This is a genomic window from Nocardioides sp. CPCC 205120 (assembly GCF_048654585.1).
In the GTDB taxonomy this organism is placed as follows: Bacteria; Actinomycetota; Actinomycetes; order Propionibacteriales; family Nocardioidaceae; genus Nocardioides.
The window spans coordinates 39,962-56,333 of record NZ_JBMCYY010000002.1 but is presented as its reverse complement, the minus strand read 5'-3'; the positions used below and the strand labels follow the sequence as shown (position 1 = coordinate 56,333).

General features: G+C 73.0%; 16 protein-coding genes. 8 read left to right on the top strand and 8 right to left on the bottom strand.

The genetic code is table 11. From position 1 onward, the window contains the following. Positions 1–39: 39 nt before the first annotated feature. From sufC to ACOACO_RS11280, 5 genes are all read right to left on the bottom strand, one after another. The gene (gene sufC, locus ACOACO_RS11300) at positions 40–798 is read right to left on the bottom strand and encodes a Fe-S cluster assembly ATPase SufC (RefSeq protein WP_420296382.1); all 759 of its coding nucleotides are present in this window, start codon (positions 796–798) and stop codon (positions 40–42) included. A 69-nt stretch (positions 799–867) separates the two neighbouring features. After that, a complete protein-coding gene (locus tag ACOACO_RS11295) occupies positions 868–1,203 on the bottom strand; it encodes a non-heme iron oxygenase ferredoxin subunit (RefSeq protein ID WP_420296381.1) in 336 nt (111 codons plus the stop codon). 3 nt (positions 1,204–1,206) lie between these two features. Beyond that, positions 1,207–2,391 carry a Fe-S cluster assembly protein SufD gene (gene sufD, locus ACOACO_RS11290; protein WP_420296380.1) on the bottom strand — a complete coding sequence of 395 codons (1,185 nt, stop codon included), beginning with the start codon at positions 2,389–2,391 and terminating at the stop codon, positions 1,207–1,209. A gap of 61 nt (positions 2,392–2,452) precedes the next feature. Beyond that, complete coding sequence (gene sufB / locus ACOACO_RS11285; RefSeq protein ID WP_420296379.1) at positions 2,453–3,880, bottom strand: Fe-S cluster assembly protein SufB; 1,428 nt, start codon at positions 3,878–3,880, stop codon at positions 2,453–2,455. Further along, positions 3,877–4,662 carry a helix-turn-helix transcriptional regulator gene (locus tag ACOACO_RS11280; protein WP_420296378.1) on the bottom strand — a complete coding sequence of 262 codons (786 nt, stop codon included), beginning with the start codon at positions 4,660–4,662 and terminating at the stop codon, positions 3,877–3,879. The genes sufB and ACOACO_RS11280 overlap by 4 nt, the downstream gene beginning before the upstream one ends. Positions 4,663–4,814: 152 nt before the next feature. Here ACOACO_RS11280 and ACOACO_RS11275 point away from each other — a divergent pair, with 152 nt between their 5' ends. The 3 genes from ACOACO_RS11275 to ACOACO_RS11265 are packed head-to-tail and all read left to right on the top strand — an operon-like array spanning position 4,815 to position 7,478. Next, the gene (locus tag ACOACO_RS11275; RefSeq protein WP_420296377.1) at positions 4,815–5,771 is read left to right on the top strand and encodes an ABC transporter ATP-binding protein; all 957 of its coding nucleotides are present in this window, start codon (positions 4,815–4,817) and stop codon (positions 5,769–5,771) included. Further along, positions 5,768–6,544: an ABC transporter permease gene (locus ACOACO_RS11270; protein WP_420296376.1), complete on the top strand. Its 777-nt coding sequence runs from the start codon at positions 5,768–5,770 to the stop codon at positions 6,542–6,544. The genes ACOACO_RS11275 and ACOACO_RS11270 overlap by 4 nt, the downstream gene beginning before the upstream one ends. 1 nt (position 6,545) lies before the next feature. Beyond that, positions 6,546–7,478, top strand: a complete 933-nt coding sequence (locus tag ACOACO_RS11265) for a COX15/CtaA family protein (RefSeq protein WP_420296375.1) — start codon at positions 6,546–6,548, stop codon at positions 7,476–7,478. Between the two features lie 152 nt (positions 7,479–7,630). On the opposite strand, the gene ACOACO_RS11260 is transcribed toward ACOACO_RS11265, so the two are convergent. Then, the gene (locus ACOACO_RS11260) at positions 7,631–8,590 is read right to left on the bottom strand and encodes a heme o synthase (RefSeq protein ID WP_420297219.1); all 960 of its coding nucleotides are present in this window, start codon (positions 8,588–8,590) and stop codon (positions 7,631–7,633) included. 265 nt (positions 8,591–8,855) lie between these two features. On the opposite strand from ACOACO_RS11260, the gene tkt reads away from it, so the two are divergent. From tkt to ACOACO_RS11235, 5 genes are all read left to right on the top strand, one after another. Next, positions 8,856–10,955: a transketolase gene (gene tkt, locus ACOACO_RS11255; protein ID WP_420296374.1), complete on the top strand. Its 2,100-nt coding sequence runs from the start codon at positions 8,856–8,858 to the stop codon at positions 10,953–10,955. A 34-nt stretch (positions 10,956–10,989) separates the two neighbouring features. After that, positions 10,990–12,105, top strand: a complete 1,116-nt coding sequence (gene tal / locus ACOACO_RS11250) for a transaldolase (protein WP_420296373.1) — start codon at positions 10,990–10,992, stop codon at positions 12,103–12,105. Then, positions 12,102–13,745, top strand: a complete 1,644-nt coding sequence (locus ACOACO_RS11245; RefSeq protein WP_420296372.1) for a glucose-6-phosphate isomerase — start codon at positions 12,102–12,104, stop codon at positions 13,743–13,745. The genes tal and ACOACO_RS11245 overlap by 4 nt, the downstream gene beginning before the upstream one ends. After that, the gene (gene pgl / locus ACOACO_RS11240) at positions 13,742–14,476 is read left to right on the top strand and encodes a 6-phosphogluconolactonase (RefSeq protein ID WP_420296371.1); all 735 of its coding nucleotides are present in this window, start codon (positions 13,742–13,744) and stop codon (positions 14,474–14,476) included. The genes ACOACO_RS11245 and pgl overlap by 4 nt, the downstream gene beginning before the upstream one ends. A gap of 192 nt (positions 14,477–14,668) precedes the next feature. Further along, a complete protein-coding gene (locus ACOACO_RS11235) occupies positions 14,669–15,634 on the top strand; it encodes a hypothetical protein (protein WP_420296370.1) in 966 nt (321 codons plus the stop codon). Positions 15,635–15,723: 89 nt separating this feature from the next. On the opposite strand, the gene ACOACO_RS11230 is transcribed toward ACOACO_RS11235, so the two are convergent. Both ACOACO_RS11230 and secG read right to left on the bottom strand, forming a co-directional pair. Further along, positions 15,724–16,083 carry an RNA polymerase-binding protein RbpA gene (locus ACOACO_RS11230; protein ID WP_420296369.1) on the bottom strand — a complete coding sequence of 120 codons (360 nt, stop codon included), beginning with the start codon at positions 16,081–16,083 and terminating at the stop codon, positions 15,724–15,726. Between the two features lie 24 nt (positions 16,084–16,107). Continuing rightward, complete coding sequence (secG, locus tag ACOACO_RS11225) at positions 16,108–16,350, bottom strand: preprotein translocase subunit SecG (RefSeq protein WP_420296368.1); 243 nt, start codon at positions 16,348–16,350, stop codon at positions 16,108–16,110. Positions 16,351–16,372 lie beyond the last annotated feature (22 nt).

Genomic DNA, 16,372 nt, shown 5'->3' with positions numbered 1-16,372 from the left:
GAGCGTGGTCGCGGTGCGTGGAGTGGTGCCGGGCGTCGGTCAGACGGCGGCGTTCACGTACTTGTCGTAGCCCTCGGCCTCGAGCTGGTCGGCCAGCTCGGGCCCGCCCTGCTCGGCGATGCGGCCGTTGACGAACACGTGGACGTAGTCGGGCTTGATGTAGCGCAGGATCCGCGTGTAGTGCGTGATCAGCAGGACGCCCTTGTCGCCGCCGGCCGAGAAGCGGTTGACGCCCTCGGAGACGACCTTCAGCGCGTCGATGTCGAGGCCGGAGTCGGTCTCGTCGAGGACGGCGACCTTGGGCTGCAGCAGGTTGAGCTGGGCGATCTCGTGGCGCTTCTTCTCGCCACCCGAGAAGCCCTCGTTCACGGAGCGCTGCGAGAAGGAGGCGTCGAGGCCGTTCTCGCCCATGACCGCGTTGACGTCCTTGACCCACGTGCGCAGCTTGGGCGCCTCGCCGTCGATGGCCGTCTTGGCGGTGCGCAGGAAGTTCGCGACGGACACGCCGGGGACCTCGACGGGGTACTGCATCGCGAGGAAGAGGCCGGCGCGGGCGCGCTCGTCGACGCTCATCGCGAGGACGTCCTCACCGTCGAGGGTGACGGTGCCGCCGGTGACCTCGTACTTGGGGTGGCCGGCGATGGAGTACGCCAGCGTCGACTTGCCGGACCCGTTCGGGCCCATGATCGCGTGCGTCTCGCCGTCCTTGATGGTCAGCGTGACGCCCTTGAGGATCTCCTTGGCGCCGTCCTCGGTGCTCACCGAGACGTGCAGGTCCTTGATCTCCAGCGTGCTCATGTCTTCTCTCGTCTCCAGCTCGGGTGTCTCGAAGTCAGGGGGTACGACGCGGGGCGTCGCGCCGGGCGCTCAGCCCGGGGTGACGCCGTTCAGCGTCGTGGCCACGTCGACGTACAGGTCCTCGCCGCGGACCTCCACGGGGAAGGTCGCGACCGGCTCGGTCGCCGGGAGGCCGCTGGGCGCGCCGGTGCGCAGGTCGAACTCCGACCCGTGCAGCCAGCACTCGATGCGGCAGTCGGCGACGTCGCCCTCGGAGAGGGCGACCGCCGCGTGGCTGCAGAGGTCTTCGACGGCGAAGAACTCGTCGCCCTCACGGGCGATCGCCAGGTCCTGGTCGCCGATCGTGACGGCCAGGGCCTCCCCCGCCGTCACGTCGCCCGTCGCGCAGGCTCGCTCGAAGCCCATCGCTCAGTCCGTCGCCTGCTCGGCGAGCACGTGGCGCTCGAGCTCCGACTCGACGACCGCCAGCAGGCGCTCCTGCAGCTCGGGCACACCGATGCGGCGGATCAGGTCGTTGAAGAAGCCGTGCACCACGAGGCGGCGGGCCTCGGGCTCCGAGATGCCGCGCGAGCGCAGGTAGAACAGCTGCTCGTCGTCGAAGCGGCCGGTCGCGGACGCGTGGCCCGCGCCCTCGATCTCGCCGGTCTCGATCTCGAGGTTCGGCACCGAGTCGGCCTGGCAGCCGTCGGTGAGCACGAGGTTGCGGTTCTCCTCGTAGGTCTCGATGCCCTCGGCGACCTTGCGGATGAGCACGTTGCCGATCCACACCGTGTGCGCGCCCTGGCCCTGCAGCGCGCCCTTGTAGACGACGTTGCTCTTGGTGCGCGGGGCGGTGTGGTCGGCGAAGAGGCGGTGCTCGATGTGCTGGCCCGCGTCCGCGAAGTAGAGACCGAGCAGCTCGGCCTCGCCGCCGGGACCGGCGTACTCGACGTTGGTCGTGGTGCGCACGAGGTCGCCGCCGATGGTGAACTCGCTGGCCCGCACGTGGGCGTCGCGCCCGACGCGGATGCCGACCTGGCCGGCGTGCACGCTCTCGTCGTCCCAGTCGTTGACCGTGACGAGGTCGAGCTGCGCGCCGTCGCCGACGAGCACGGAGGTCGCGTGGCTGTAGCGGGCCGCGCCCGCGTGCTCGATCAGCACCGTCGCCTTCGCGTGCCGGCCGATGCGGACCACCAGGTGACCCCAGACGACCGCGTCGAGACCGGTGCCGCGCAGGTCGAGCCGCACCGGCTCGTCCAGCTCGGCGTCGGCGGGCACGTCGAGGAGCATGACGTCACCACCGTGCGCCACGGCGAGCGCCGCGAGGCGGTCCGACGGCAGGAACTCGCCGAGCTCGCGCGCCTCGTCGGCGCCGATCGGGGTCAGGGTCACGCCGGCGGGCAGCTGCGTCGTCCACTCGAGGTGCGCGTCCGAGGGCGCGTCGTCGAGCAGGCCCTGGAGCCGCTTCAGCGGCGTGAACCGCCAGATCTCCTCGCGGCCCGTCGGGACCGGGTGGAGCGCCAGGTCGTACGACGGCTCGGGGTGCAGGTGGCTGGAGACCTTGCCGGTCTCCACGGCCCGCGCGGCGGCGGGCGTCTCGTCGATCACAGTCACAGTCGTCTCTTCGTCGTCTCTTCGTGTCGTCAGGGAGCGGTGGAGCGGGGGGCCGCCGGCATCAGCCGACGGCGCCCTCCATCTGCAGCTCGATGAGGCGGTTCAGCTCCAGGGCGTACTCCATCGGGAGCTCCTTGGCGATCGGCTCGACGAAGCCGCGCACGATCATCGCCATCGCCTCGTCCTCGGCCAGGCCGCGGCTCATCAGGTAGAACAGCTGGTCCTCGGACACCTTGGACACGCTCGCCTCGTGACCCATCGAGACGTCGTCCTCGCGGATGTCGACGTACGGGTAGGTGTCGGAGCGGCTGATCTGGTCCACCAGCAGCGCGTCGCACAGCACGTTGGACTTGGAGCCGTAGGCGCCCTCGTTGACCTGGATCAGGCCGCGGTACGACGTGCGCCCGCCGCCCCGCGCGACCGACTTCGACAGGATCGAGCTGGACGTGTGCGGCGCGGCGTGCACCATCTTCGCGCCGGCGTCCTGGTGCTGGCCCTCGCCCGCGAACGCGATCGACAGCGTCTCGCCCTTGGCGTGCTCGCCCATGAGGTAGACGGCCGGGTACTTCATCGTCACCTTGGAGCCGATGTTGCCGTCGACCCACTCCATCGTCGCGCCGGCGTCGCAGGTCGCGCGCTTGGTGACGAGGTTGTAGACGTTGTTCGACCAGTTCTGGATCGTCGTGTAGCGGACGCGGGCGCCCTTCTTCACGATGATCTCGACGACGGCCGAGTGCAGGGAGTCGGAGCTGTAGATCGGCGCCGTGCAGCCCTCGACGTAGTGCACGTACGAGTCCTCGTCGGCGATGATCAGCGTGCGCTCGAACTGGCCCATGTTCTCCGTGTTGATGCGGAAGTAGGCCTGGAGCGGGATGTCCACGTGGACGCCCTTGGGCACGTAGATGAACGAGCCGCCGGACCACACGGCCGTGTTGAGGGCGGAGAACTTGTTGTCACCGACGGGGATGACGGTGCCGAAGTACTCCTTGAAGAGCTCCTCGTGCTCCTTCAGCGCCGTGTCGGTGTCGACGAAGATGACGCCCTTCTCCTCGAGGTCCTCGCGGATCGAGTGGTAGACGACCTCCGACTCGTACTGGGCCGCGACACCGGCCACGAGGCGCTGCTTCTCCGCCTCGGGGATGCCGAGCTTGTCGTAGGTGTTCTTGATGTCCTCCGGCAGCTCCTCCCAGCTGGTGGCCTGCTTCTCGGAGGACCGCACGAAGTACTTGATGTTGTCGAAGTCGATGGTCTCGAGCTCCGCGCCCCACTGGGGCATGGGCTTGCGACCGAAGAGCTTCAGGCCCTTCATCCGCAGGTCGAGCATCCACTGGGGCTCGTTCTTCTTGCCCGAGATGTCGGCCACGACGGCCTCGTTGAGGCCGCGCTGCGCGGTCGCGCCGGCGGCGTCGCTGTCGGACCAGCCGAACTCGTAGCGGCCGATGCCGGCGAGGCCGGGGTTGAGCTCGTCGATGCTCGGTGAGGTCGTCATGCTGACGCTCCGTTCTGCTCGGGGTTCTGCTCGGGGTGGGGCGGTCGGGATCCGCGGGTGGGCTCGGGCGCGTCGGTGCGCCCGGGCGCCGGTGCGGCGCCCGCGGGGACGTTCGGGATGCAGGTGGTGCAGACGCCGTCGCCGTGCGCGATCGTCGCCAGGCGCTGGACGTGACGGCCGAGGACCGCGCTGATGGCCTCGGTCTCCGCCTCGCACAGCTGGGGGAACTCCTGCGCCACGTGCGACACGGGGCAGTGCTGCTGGCACAGCTGCGGACCCACGGGGGACTCGCGCACACCGGCGGCGTACCCCTCCTCGGTCAGCACGCGTGCGAGCACCTCGGCCGGGGTGAGGTCGGGGTGCTGGTCGCGCACGCGGGTGAAGTCACGTTCGATGAACGCCACGCGCCGGCGCGAGAATTCCAGCACCGCCTCGTCGCCGCCCGTCTCGGACAGGAACCGCAGGGCCTGCACGGCGAGGTCGTCGTAGGTGTGGTCGAACTGCTCGCGGCCGGCCTCGGTGAGGGCGAAGACGCGGGCGGGGCGGCCGCGGCCGCGGGTGCCGCGCACCCGCTGCTCGCGGGCCTCGAGCACGCCCTCCTCGACGAGCTGGTCGAGGTGGCGGCGCACCGCGGCGGCCGTCAGGTCGAGGGCGGCGGCGAGGTCGGCGGCCGTGGAGGGACCGGCCTGGAGGATCGTCCGCACGACGCGCGCCCGGGTGGGTGCGTCGGCCTCGGCACCCCGGGCGGGGCCCGGTCGCACCTGTCCTCCGTCGAATTGCACAACACGAGTGTGACGTTATTGCCCGGGCGTCTTCAAGCAAGGGTGGCCTAACCCTCCTCCCGGTTGTGGGCCGGTCACCGCAGGGTGTCGTCGGCGCCGAGGGGCCCGGTCCCGGCGGCGGGTCCGGGCGCCGCGGCTCCTACACTTGCCCGGTGTCCGCGCCCGCTCCCGCCGTCGAGATCGACGGCCTGGTGATGCGGTACGGCGACACCCTCGCCGTCGACGGGCTCTCCCTCGACGTGGCGGCCGGCTCCATCACCGCGGTGCTCGGCCCCAACGGCGCCGGCAAGACGACGACCCTCGAGACGTGCGAGGGCTTCCGTCGCCCCCACGCCGGCACCGTCCGCGTGCTGGGGCTCGACCCCGTCCGCGACCGCGCCGCGCTCCTGCCCCGCATCGGCGTCATGCTCCAGGCCGGCGGCGCGTGGTCGGGCGTGCGGGCCGTCGAGATGCTGCGCCACGTCGCGGCCCTGCACGCGCACCCGCTGCCCGTCGACCTCCTCGTCGAACGGCTCGGGCTCGGCGAGTGCGGGCGCACGCCGTACCGACGACTGTCCGGGGGCCAGCAGCAGCGGCTCGGCCTGGCCCTGGCCCTCGTCGGGCGCCCCGAGCTGCTCTTCGTCGACGAGCCCACGGCCGGCATGGACCCGGCGATCCGGCGCGCGACGTGGGAGCTGCTCGAGGAGCTGCGCGCCGACGGCGTCACCACGGTGCTGACGACGCACTACCTCGACGAGGCGGAGCGGCTCGCCGACCACGTGCACGTCATCGACCACGGCCAGCTCATCGCGAGCGGCTCGCCGTACGAGCTGACGAAGGCCGGCGGCGCCGCCACCATCCGGCTCGTCGTCACCGAGCCGTTCCCGCCCGACGCCCCGGCGTCCCTGGGCGCCGCGCTCGGCCCGGCCACGGAGGTGCTCGCCATCAACGCCCAGAGCCTGCTCATCACCGGCCCCGCCGACGCGTCCACGCTGGCCAAGGTCTCGGCCTGGTGCGAGCAGCACGGAGTCCTGCCCGAGTCGCTGGCGCTGGGCCAGCGCACGCTCGAGGACGTCTTCCTGCAGCTCACCGGGCGCGAGCTGGGCACCCCGACGGTGGGCGCCCCGTGAGCGCCGGCACCTTCGCCCCCGCGCCCGGAGCCGCGCCCTTCCCCCGGCAGGTGCTGGCCCAGGCCTCGATGGAGACGCGGCTGATGCTGCGCAACGGCGAGCAGCTGCTCGTCGCCCTCGTCATCCCCGTCCTCGCCCTCGTCGGCGGCGTCGTGGCCGCGGAGCGCGGCGGGATCGAGCTCGACGGTCGCGCGGTGGACGTCCTCACCCCCGGGGTGCTGGCGCTCGCCGTCATGTCGACCGCGTTCACGTCGCTGGCGATCGCCACCGGCTTCGAGCGGCGTTACGGGCTCATCAAGCGTCTCGGTGCCTCCCCGCTGTCCCGCACCGGCCTGCTGCTCGGCAAGCTCGGCGCGCTGCTGGTGGTGCAGGCCGTGCAGGCCGTCGTGCTGGTGGCGCTCGCCCTCGCGCTGGGGTGGAGCCCCGACGGCGGCGTCGTGGGAGCGGTCCTCGCCGTGCCGGTGGCGCTGCTGGGCTCGGCGGCCTTCGCGGCGCTGGGTCTCCTCATCGCCGGCACCCTGCGGGCCGAGGCGACCCTCGCGGTCGCCAACCTGGTCTACCTGCTCCTGCTCGTCGGCGGCGCCGTCGTGCTCCCCCGCTCGTCGTACGGCGGGGTGGGCGAGGCGCTCGTCGTGCTGCCGTCGGCAGCCCTGGGCGACGCCCTGCGCGCCGCCCTCACCGAGGGCCACCTCGCCGTCGTGCCCGTGCTCGTCCTCGCGGTGTGGGCCCTCGTGGGCGCCGCGGCCGTGTCCCGAACCTTCCGCTGGGAGTGAGATGAACCCCTCCGTCACCGACGACCGCGTCGTGGCCCCCGCGCCGCGCGACCGGAGCCTGGCCGAGCGCCTGGTCGTGCCGCTCGCCGTCGCGAACCTCGTCGCCAACATCGGGATCGTGCTGACGGGCGGCGTCGTGCGGCTCACCGGCTCGGGACTGGGCTGCCCCACGTGGCCGCGGTGCACCGACGACTCCTACGTGCCGCACGGCAGCCTCGGCATCCACGGGGCGATCGAGTTCGGCAACCGGCTGCTGACCTTCGCCCTCGCGATCATCGCGCTGGCGACGTTCGTCGCCGCCTGGCGCGCGGGGCGGGCGCGGGCCGCGCGCCTCGCGTTCCTCGTGGGCCTCGGCGTGCCGGCGCAGGCCGTCATCGGCGGCATCACCGTGCTGACCGACCTGAACCCGTGGATCGTCGCGCTCCACCTGCTGCTGTCGCTGGCGATGGTCGGCGTGTGCGTCCTGCTCCTCGACGTGCTGCGCCACCCGCTCACGGGCGGGAGCGCGACTGCGGTGCGTCACTCCCCCGCCGTACGCCGCGTGGTCCTGGCCGTCTTCGCCGCCGGCTGGGTGGCGCTCTACCTCGGCACCGTCGTGACGGGCAGCGGCCCGCACGCCGGTGACGCCGACTCCCCCCGCACCGGGCTCGACCCGGAGCTGTTCTCGCGCATCCACGCGGCGTCGGTCTACGTGCTCGTCGGGCTGACGCTCGCCGCGCTCGTCCTGGCCCGCCGCAGCGGCGACGGGCTGCTGCTGAAGGCGGTCGGCGTGCTCGTCGTCGTCGAGCTCGCCCAGGGCGCCATCGGCTACCTGCAGTACTTCAACGGGCTGCCGATCGTGCTCGTCGCGATCCACCTCGTCGGCGCCGCGGTGACCTCCGCCGCCGTCACGTGGGTGCTCGTGCGGGCGCTGCGCCGCGCCGTACCCGCCTGAGGGACGCGGCGGGCGGCGCCCGGGACGTCATGCGGAGCGAGCGCCCCGCCCTGCGATCGGTATGACGTGCGCGGGGCACCCCTGCCGGGTCGGCCGGGGTCGGCCGGGGTCGGCCGGTACGGCGCACGCGGCGCCGCGGGCGGCGGCCGGGCTCAGCCGATCAGCGGGTCGATCGCGATGGCGACGAAGAGCAGCGACAGGTAGAGGTTCGAGGAGTGGAACAGCCGCATCGGGCGGATGACGGCGAGGTCCTCGGTGCCGACGGCGCGGCGCCACATGCGGTGCGCCTCGACGAGGAACACGGCGCCGAGGACGGCGGCGGCCACGGGGTAGAACCACCCGGTGCCGGCGACCGGCCACAGCAGGAGCGAGACGGCGACGGTGGCCCACGAGTAGAGGACGACCTGGCGACCGACCGAGCCCGCGGGGGCGACGACCGGCAGCATCGGCACGGCGACGTTCGCGTAGTCCTCGCGGTAGCGCAGCGCCAGCGCCCAGGTGTGCGGCGGCGTCCAGAAGAAGACGATGAGGAAGCACACGACCGGCGGCCAGGCGAGCTCGCCGGTGACGGCCGTCCACCCGATGAGGGCCGGGAAGCAGCCCGCGGCGCCGCCCCACACGACGTTCTGCGTGGTGCGGCGCTTGAGCACCATCGTGTAGACGAGCACGTAGAACGCGTTCGCCGAGACCGACAGCAGCGCCGAGAGCGGGTTGACGAAGGCCAGGAAGATCGCCGTCGAGATGACGCCGAGCGCCAGGCCGAAGACGAGCGCCGAGCGCGGGGTGACGATGTGGCGCGGCAGGGCACGGCGCCGCGTGCGGCGCATCTGCTCGTCGATGTCGCGGTCGTAGACGCAGTTGAGCGCCGAGGCGGACCCCGCCGACAGCGTCCCGGCCACGACGGTCGCGAGGACGACGCCCAGCTCGGGCACGCCGCGGGCGGCGAAGAACATCACGGGGACGGTGGTGAGCAGCAGCAACTCGATGACGCGCGGCTTGGTGAGCCCGACGTACGCGGCCACCACGTCGCGGAACGAGGGGCGACCTGCCGGAGGCTCCTCGCGGACACCGAGGTCGTCGGCCGTCTCCTCCTCGCCCGTCGTGGGCGGCACCGCCGGCAGCTGCGCCTCGCCCTGACGGTCCGTCGGCCCGTCCGCTCGCGCTGCGGAGGAGGCCGACTGTCCGGCGAAGTTCACAGGTGTCCTCGGGTGGTGCGGCGCCCTCGGGAGCTCACGGCTCCCCACGGGCGGACGGTCGAGTGCGGGGTCGAGTCTAGACCCCCTCAGCAGTAGGCTCGGCATCGGCGGCGGTGCCGAGGGATCTCCCGGGTACCGAGGTCGTGCCGCACCCCCACCGAGCACCTCCGAGAGGACCTACGTGACCGAGAACCAGCTGGAATGGACCGATCTCGACCGCAAGGCGGTGGACACCGCCCGGGTGCTGGCGATGGACGCGGTCCAGAAGGTGGGCAACGGCCACCCGGGCACGGCCATGAGCCTCGCCCCCGTGGCCTACCTCCTGTTCCAGAAGGTCATGCGCCACGACCCCTCCGACCCCGGCTGGATCGCGCGTGACCGGTTCGTCCTCTCGTGCGGCCACTCCAGCATCACGCTCTACACGCAGCTCTTCCTCGGCGGCTTCGGCCTCGAGATCGAGGACCTCATGTCGCTGCGCACCTGGGGCTCCAAGACCCCCGGCCACCCGGAGTACGGCCACACCGCCGGCGTCGAGGTCACCACCGGCCCCCTGGGCCAGGGCGTCGCGAACGCGGTCGGCATCGCCATGGCGGCGCGCCGCCAGCACGGCATCCTCGACCCGGAGGCCCCGGAGGGCGAGAGCCTCTTCGACCACCAGGTCTACGCGATCTGCTCGGACGGCGACCTCCAGGAGGGCGTCAGCGCCGAGGCCAGCTCGATCGCGGGCACGCAGCAGCTCGGCAACCTCACGGTCGTCTACGACCGGAACCGCATCTCCATCGAGGGCGACACCGACGTGGCGTTCACCGAGGACGTGGCGAAGCGCTACGAGGCCTACGGCTGGCACGTGCAGACGGTCGACTGGACCAACGGCGGCGAGGGCTACGAGGAGGACGTCCCGGCCCTGTACGACGCCGTCCAGGCCGCGCGCGAGGTGAAGGACCAGCCGTCCCTCATCGTGCTCGACACCGTCATCGCCTGGCCCGCCCCCAACGCCCAGGGCACGGAGGCCGCGCACGGCTCCGCGCTCGGCGCGGAGGAGGTCGCGGCGACCAAGGAGATCCTCGGCTGGGACCCCGCGCAGACCTTCGAGGTGCCCGCCGACGTGCTGGCGCACACCCGCTCGCTCGCCGAGCGCGGCGCCGCGTGGGGCAAGGAGTGGGACGGCCGGTACGCCGAGTGGGCCGCCGCGAACCCCGAGCGCGAGGCGCTGCTGCACCGGCTCAAGGCCCACGACCTCCCCGAGGGCCTCGTCGACGCACTCCCCTCGTTCCCCGCCGACCCGAAGGGCGTCGCCACCCGCGCCGCCTCCGGCAAGGTCATCAACGCGCTCGCGCCCCTCATGCCCGAGCTGTGGGGCGGCTCCGCCGACCTCGCGGGCTCGAACAACACGACCATCAAGGACGCGCCCTCGTTCATCCCGGCCTCGCGCTCGACGCGCGACTGGACCGGTGACCCCCACGCCGGCCGCGTGCTGCACTTCGGCATCCGCGAGCACGGCATGGGCGCGATCATGAACGGCATCGCGGCCGACGGCCTCACCCGTGTCTTCGGCGGCACGTTCCTCACGTTCTCCGACTACATGCGCGGCGCCGTCCGCGTGGCGGCGCTCAGCGGCCTGCCCGTCACCTACGTGTGGACGCACGACTCGATCGGCCTCGGCGAGGACGGCCCGACCCACCAGCCGGTCGAGCACCTCGCCGCGCTGCGCGCCATGCCGGGCCTCGACGTCGTGCGCCCGGCCGACGCCAACGAGACCGCGGCCGCCTGGGCCGCGATCCTCGGCCACGACGACCGCCCCGCCGCCCTGGCCCTGTCGCGTCAGAACCTGCCGGTCTTCCCGCGCGGCGAGGAGGGCTTCGCCACGACCGACGGCGTCGCCCGCGGCGCCTACGTGCTGAAGGACGTCGAGGGCGGCCTGCCCGACGTCGTGCTCATCGGCACCGGCTCCGAGGTGCAGCTCGCCGTCGCGGCCGCCGAGCTCCTCCTCGAGGAGGGCGTGCGCGCCCGCGTCGTCTCCGCCCCCTGCCTCGAGTGGTTCGAGCAGCAGGACACGGCGTACCGCGAGAGCGTCGTCCCGCCCACCGTGAAGGCGCGCGTGGCGGTCGAGGCCGGCATCGCGATGCCCTGGTGGCGTCTCGTCGGCGACCACGGCAAGGTCGTCTCCATCGAGACGTACGGCGCCAGCGCCGACGCCGCGCGCATGTTCGCCGAGTTCGGGTTCACCCCCGAGGCCGTCGTGCGCGCCGCGAAGGACAGCCTGCAGATCACCACCGGCTGATCCGCTCCCTACCCCACTACCCCAGGAGGTAGCTATGTCCGACCGTCTCAAGGCACTCGCCGACGCGGGTGTGTCCATCTGGCTCGACGACCTCTCCCGCGAGCGCATCGAGACCGGCAACCTGGCCTCGCTCATCGAGGAGAAGTCGGTCGTCGGCGTCACCACCAACCCCTCGATCTTCGCCACCGCCCTCGCCGACGGCGAGCGGTACGACGCCCAGCTGCGCGAGCTCGTCGCCGACGGCACCGACGTCGACGGCGTCGTGTTCGCGCTGACCACCAAGGACGTGCGTGACGCGGCCGACGTGCTCGCGCCCGTGCACGCCGCGACGGACGGCGTCGACGGCCGCGTCTCCATCGAGGTCACGCCCGACCTGGCCTTCGACACCGAGGCCACACTGGCCTCCGCGAAGGAGCTGTGGGCGACGATCGACCGCCCCAACCTCCTCATCAAGATCCCGGCGACGACGGAGGGCCTGCCCGCCATCCGCGACGCGATCGCGGAGGGCATCTCGGTCAACGTGACGCTCATCTTCGGCCTGGCCCGCTACGAGCAGGTCATGGAGTCCTACGTGGCGGGCCTCGAGAAGGCGCTGGAGTCCGGCCACGACCTGTCCGACATCCACTCGGTCGCGTCGTTCTTCGTCTCGCGCGTCGACAGCGAGATCGACAAGCGCCTCGAGGCGGCCGGCGCCGACGCCGAGCTGTTCGGCAAGGCGGCGGTCGCGAACGCCCGGCTCGCCTACCAGGCCTACGAGCGGGTCTTCTCGGGCGAGCGCTGGGAGCGCCTCGCCGCCGCCGGCGCCCGCCCGCAGCGCCCCCTGTGGGCCTCCACGGGCGTCAAGAACCCCGACTACCGCGACACGATGTACGTCACCGACCTCGTCGCCCCCGGCACCGTCAACACGATGCCGGAGAAGACGATGGACGCCTTGGCCGACCACGGCGAGGTCGAGGGTGACCAGGTCACGACGAAGTACGACGACGCGCAGGCCGTCATGGACGCCGTCGCCGCCGCCGGGGTCGACTACGACGACGTGATCCGTGCGCTCGAGAAGGAGGGCGTCGACAAGTTCCTCGCGTCCTGGAACGAGCTGCTCGAGACCGTCGAGGGCCAGGTCGCGGCCGCGAAGGACGCGATCGCGCGATGACCGACTGGAGCACGGCCACCGGGGAGGGCTACGCCCTCACCCTGGGCTACGCCGACGAGGAGGCGTTCGCCCAGACGGTGCAGGACCTCGCCGGGGACCGCGTCGCCTCCCGCATCGCAGCGGGCGACGCCACCCTGTGGGGCCCGGACGCCGAGGAGGAGGCCGGCAAGCGGCTGGGCTGGGTCGACCTGACCGAGACCTCCCGCCCCCTGGTGGCGCAGATCGAGGCCCTGCGGGACGAGCTGGCCCAGGCCGGCGTCACCCGGGTCGTGCTCTGCGGCATGGGCGGGTCCTCGCTGGCTCCCGAGGTCGTCTGCGGCGCCGCAGGGGTCGAGCTCGGTGTGCTGGACTCCTCCGACCCCGACTACGTGCGCGGCTTCCTCACCGACCGCCTCGAGCAGACCGTCGTGGTCGTCTCGTCGAAGTCCGGCGGCACCGTCGAGACCGACAGCCAGAAGCGTGCCTTCGAGCAGGCCTTCCGCGACGCGGGCATCGACCCGCGGCGCCGCATCGTCGTCGTCACCGACCCCGGCTCGCCGCTCTCGCAGTCGGCCGAGGCCGACGGCTACCGGGTGTTCCTGGCCGACCCGTCGGTCGGTGGGCGCTACTCGGCGCTGACCGCCTTCGGCCTCGTCCCCTCCGGTCTCGCCGGCGCGGACGTGGGCTCCCTGCTCGACCAGGCCGCCGCGCTGCGCCCGGTCCTGGAGGAGGACTCGGTCGACAACCCGGGCCTGCGGCTCGGTGCGCTCATCGGGGTCGCGAACGCGCGCGGCGTCGACAAGCTGGTCCTGGCGGCCGCGGACGCGCCGTACCCCGGTCTCGGCGACTGGATCGAGCAGCTCGTCGCGGAGTCGACCGGCAAGCTCGGCAAGGGCGTCCTGCCCGTCGTCGTGGAGAGCCCGGGCGCGCCGAACGTCGACCCGAGCACGCGGGACGAGGTGCTCGTCTCCTACGGCACCGGGTTCCCGTTCGAGGCGTCCCCGCCGGCCTCCGGCTGGGGCGCTGCGGTCGACGCGACGCTCGGCGGCCAGCTGCTCCTGTGGGAGTACGCCACCGTCGTAGCGGGCCGCGTCATCGGCATCAACCCGTTCGACCAGCCCGACGTGGAGAGCGCCAAGGCCGCCGCCCGGGAGATGCTCGACGGGGGCGGCGAGAAGCCCGAGCCCGCCTTCACCGCCGGTGACGTCACGGTCTACGCCTCCCCCGGCTGGCTGCCCGCCGACGTCGCGACGGTCGACGGTGCCGTGGAGGCGCTGCTCGGCCACCTCGACGCCGAGCGCGGCTACCTCGCCGTGCAGGCCTACCTGGACCGCAACCGCGACGCCGAGCTGGGCGCCGTACGGGCGGAGCTCGCCGTGCGCACCGGGCGCCCCGTCACCTTCGGGTGGGGGCCGCGGTTCCTGCACTCCACGGGCCAGTACCACAAGGGCGGTCCGGCGACCGGCGTCTACCTGCAGGTGACGACGACCCCGGAGTCCGACCTCGAGGTGCCCGGCCGGCCGTTCACGTTCGGCGAGTTCATCGAGGCCCAGGCCGTCGGCGACGGCCAGGTGCTGGCCGACAAGCACCGCCCCGTGCTGCGGCTCCACCTCGCCTCCCCCGCGGCGCTCGCCACCGTGCGCGCGGCCCTGGCGTCGTGACCACCGAGGTACGGCGCTCGCCCGACGCGGGCGCGCTGGCCGCCACGGTGGCCACGGCGCTCCTGGCGCGCCTGGCGGAGGTGCAGGCCGAGGGGCGCGACCCGCAGGTCGTGCTCACCGGCGGCACCATCGCCGAGGCGATCCACCACGAGGTGGCCCGCCTGGCGCCGGACGCCGGTGTCGACTTCGCGCGCGTCGTGTTCTGGTTCGGGGACGAGCGCTTCGTGGCGCCGGACTCCGGGGACCGGAACGCGCTGCAGGCGCGCGAGGCGTTCCTCGACGCCGTGGGCGCCGAGCGGGTGCACGAGGTGCCGTCGACGGCCACTGCCGGCTCGGTCGACGAGGCCGCCGCGGCGTACGACGCGTCCCTGCGCACGCTGGGCGGTGGCCGGTTCGACGTGGTCATGCTCGGTGTCGGCCCGGACGGCCACGTCGCCTCGCTGTTCCCGGGGTTCCCCCAGGTCGGCGTCACCGACGCGCTGGCCGTGGGGGTCACCGGCTCGCCGAAGCCGCCGCCGGAGCGGGTCAGCCTGACCCTCCCGGCACTGCGGAACGCCGACGCCGTGTGGTTCCTCGTCAGCGGCGAGGGCAAGGCCGAGGCCGTCGCCCGGGCGCTCGGCGGCCCCGACCGGGGCGAGCCCGCCGACGTGCACGAGACGCCCGCCGCGGGCGTCGAGGGCGAGCGGGAGACCGTGTGGTGGATCGACGAGGCGGCCGCGTCCGCGCTCTGACGCCGAGTCGTCGGTAGCTGCACGCTGCGGCGCGCCGAGTCGTCGCTAGCTGCACGCTGCGGCGCGCCGAGTCGTCGCTAGCTGCGCGCTGCGGCGGGCCGCTTCCTGTCCACAGGCGCGGCGCTCACGCCTGCGGTCCACAGCGGGCGGGTCCACGCCCGCGCCGCCGATCATCGGGGCACCGTCCGCGGCATGAGCCTCGACGCGTACCTGGCCTCGCCCCTGCTCGACGACCGGTTCCCCCTGCCTCTCGACGCGCCCTTCGGCCTCGACGCCGTCCGCGCCGAGGGGTTCCCCGTCCGGTGGCTGGGTCGCCTCGTGCGGTCCGGACACCTCCGGCGCGTCGTCCGGGGTGTGTACGTCGCGGCGCAGGTTCCGGACAGCACGCGCCTCAGGATCGACAGCTTGGCGCTCGTGGTGCCGGACGACGCCGTCGTCTGCGACCGGCACGCCGGTTGGCTCCACGGTGCAGGCATGGTGCTCGCCCCGAACGAGCACCTCGAGCTGCAACCCATCCGGGTGTTCCGTCCGTCGGGCCGCGAGCGTCTGCGCAACGGGCTGGCCGACAGCGGTGAACGGGCGTTCGCCCCCGGCGACCTGGTCGACCTCGGCGGCCTGCGCGTGACGACCCCGCTGCGCACGACCTGGGACCTCGGGCGGGTCCGTAGCCGGGAGCACGCCCTGGGGGGCCTGGACGCGATGCTGCGGCTCGGGGTCTTCACGCAGGACGAGCTGCTCGACGGCGTCGACCGGTTCCGCAAGCAGCGATGGGTGCGCACCCTCCGCGAGCTCGCACCCCTCGCGGACGGGCGGTCCGAGTCGCCGGGCGAGTCCGTGACGCGCCTGCGGTGGCTCGATCTCGGCATCGGTACGCCGGAGCCTCAGCTCGAGCTCCGTCGGGGCGGGTTGCTCGTGGCGCGACTCGACCTGGCCGAGCGGTCGGTTCGCTTCGCCGTCGAGTACGACGGCGCGGAGTGGCACACCTCGCCGGGCCAGCGCGCTCACGACCGCGCGCGGCGGGAGATGGTGGTCGAGGAGTTCGGCTACCTGGTCGAGGCCGTCCGGGCGGGCAACGTCTTCGGCGCCCAGCGCGACGTCGAAGGGATCATCTTCCGAGGCATGGAGGAGGCACGTCGTCGCCTAGGGCGTGTCGCCTGACCGTGCGACGTGCGACGACTCGACGCGTTGCAGCGCGCAGTTCGCGACGACTCGGCGTACGGCGGCGTGCAGCTGGCGACGACTCGGGGTCAGAAGACGAGCTCGCCGGCGGCGCGGCGCGTGCGCAGCGTCTTGAGCGCCTCGTCGAGGATGGCCTTGGCCTCGGCGTCGGAGCGGCGCTCCTTCACGTAGGCCAGGTGGGTCTTGTACGGCTCCACCTTGTGGGCCGGCGGGGGGTTCTCCGCGTCCAGGCTCGCGGGCTGGCCGCACTTCGGGCAGTCCCACGTCTCCGGGGCGACCGCCTCGACGGAGAACGTCATCACCGACCGGTGGTCGTGGGCGCAGAAGTAGGTGACGGTCTGGCGGGCCGCGGCCTCGCCGCGGGCCTCCTCGCCCAGGGGACCCGAGCCGATCCGGGACCCGCGGATGGAGCTGCTCCTACCGGCCATGTGCGTTCCTCCCCGAGGACCTGGTCAGGACTGGCCGTCGTAGGCCAGCAGCAGACCGAGGGCGATGATGCTGGCGAACCAGATGATGCCGATGCCGATGGTGTAGCGGTCGAGGTTGCGCTCCGCGACGGACGAGCCGCCCAGGTTGGTCGAGACACCGCCACCGAACATGTCGGAGAGGCCGCCGCCCCGGCCCTTGTGCAGGAGCACGAGGAGGATGAGGAGCAGGCTGGTGATCACCAGCACGACGGTGAAGAGGACAGTCACGGGAGGAAACCTTACGTCACGG

Excerpts from the sequence above, each read along its gene's own strand:
- ACOACO_RS11235 (WP_420296370.1), top strand. The coding sequence starts at position 14,669 with ATGAGCCTCGACGCGTACCTGGCCTCGCCCCTGCTCGACGACCGGTTC.
- ACOACO_RS11230 (WP_420296369.1), bottom strand. The coding sequence starts at position 16,083 with ATGGCCGGTAGGAGCAGCTCCATCCGCGGGTCCCGGATCGGCTCGGGT.
- sufC (WP_420296382.1), bottom strand. The coding sequence starts at position 798 with ATGAGCACGCTGGAGATCAAGGACCTGCACGTCTCGGTGAGCACCGAG.
- ACOACO_RS11265 (WP_420296375.1), top strand. The coding sequence starts at position 6,546 with ATGAACCCCTCCGTCACCGACGACCGCGTCGTGGCCCCCGCGCCGCGC.
- tal (WP_420296373.1), top strand. The coding sequence starts at position 10,990 with ATGTCCGACCGTCTCAAGGCACTCGCCGACGCGGGTGTGTCCATCTGG.
- ACOACO_RS11245 (WP_420296372.1), top strand. The coding sequence starts at position 12,102 with ATGACCGACTGGAGCACGGCCACCGGGGAGGGCTACGCCCTCACCCTG.
- sufB (WP_420296379.1), bottom strand. The coding sequence starts at position 3,880 with ATGACGACCTCACCGAGCATCGACGAGCTCAACCCCGGCCTCGCCGGC.
- ACOACO_RS11295 (WP_420296381.1), bottom strand. The coding sequence starts at position 1,203 with ATGGGCTTCGAGCGAGCCTGCGCGACGGGCGACGTGACGGCGGGGGAG.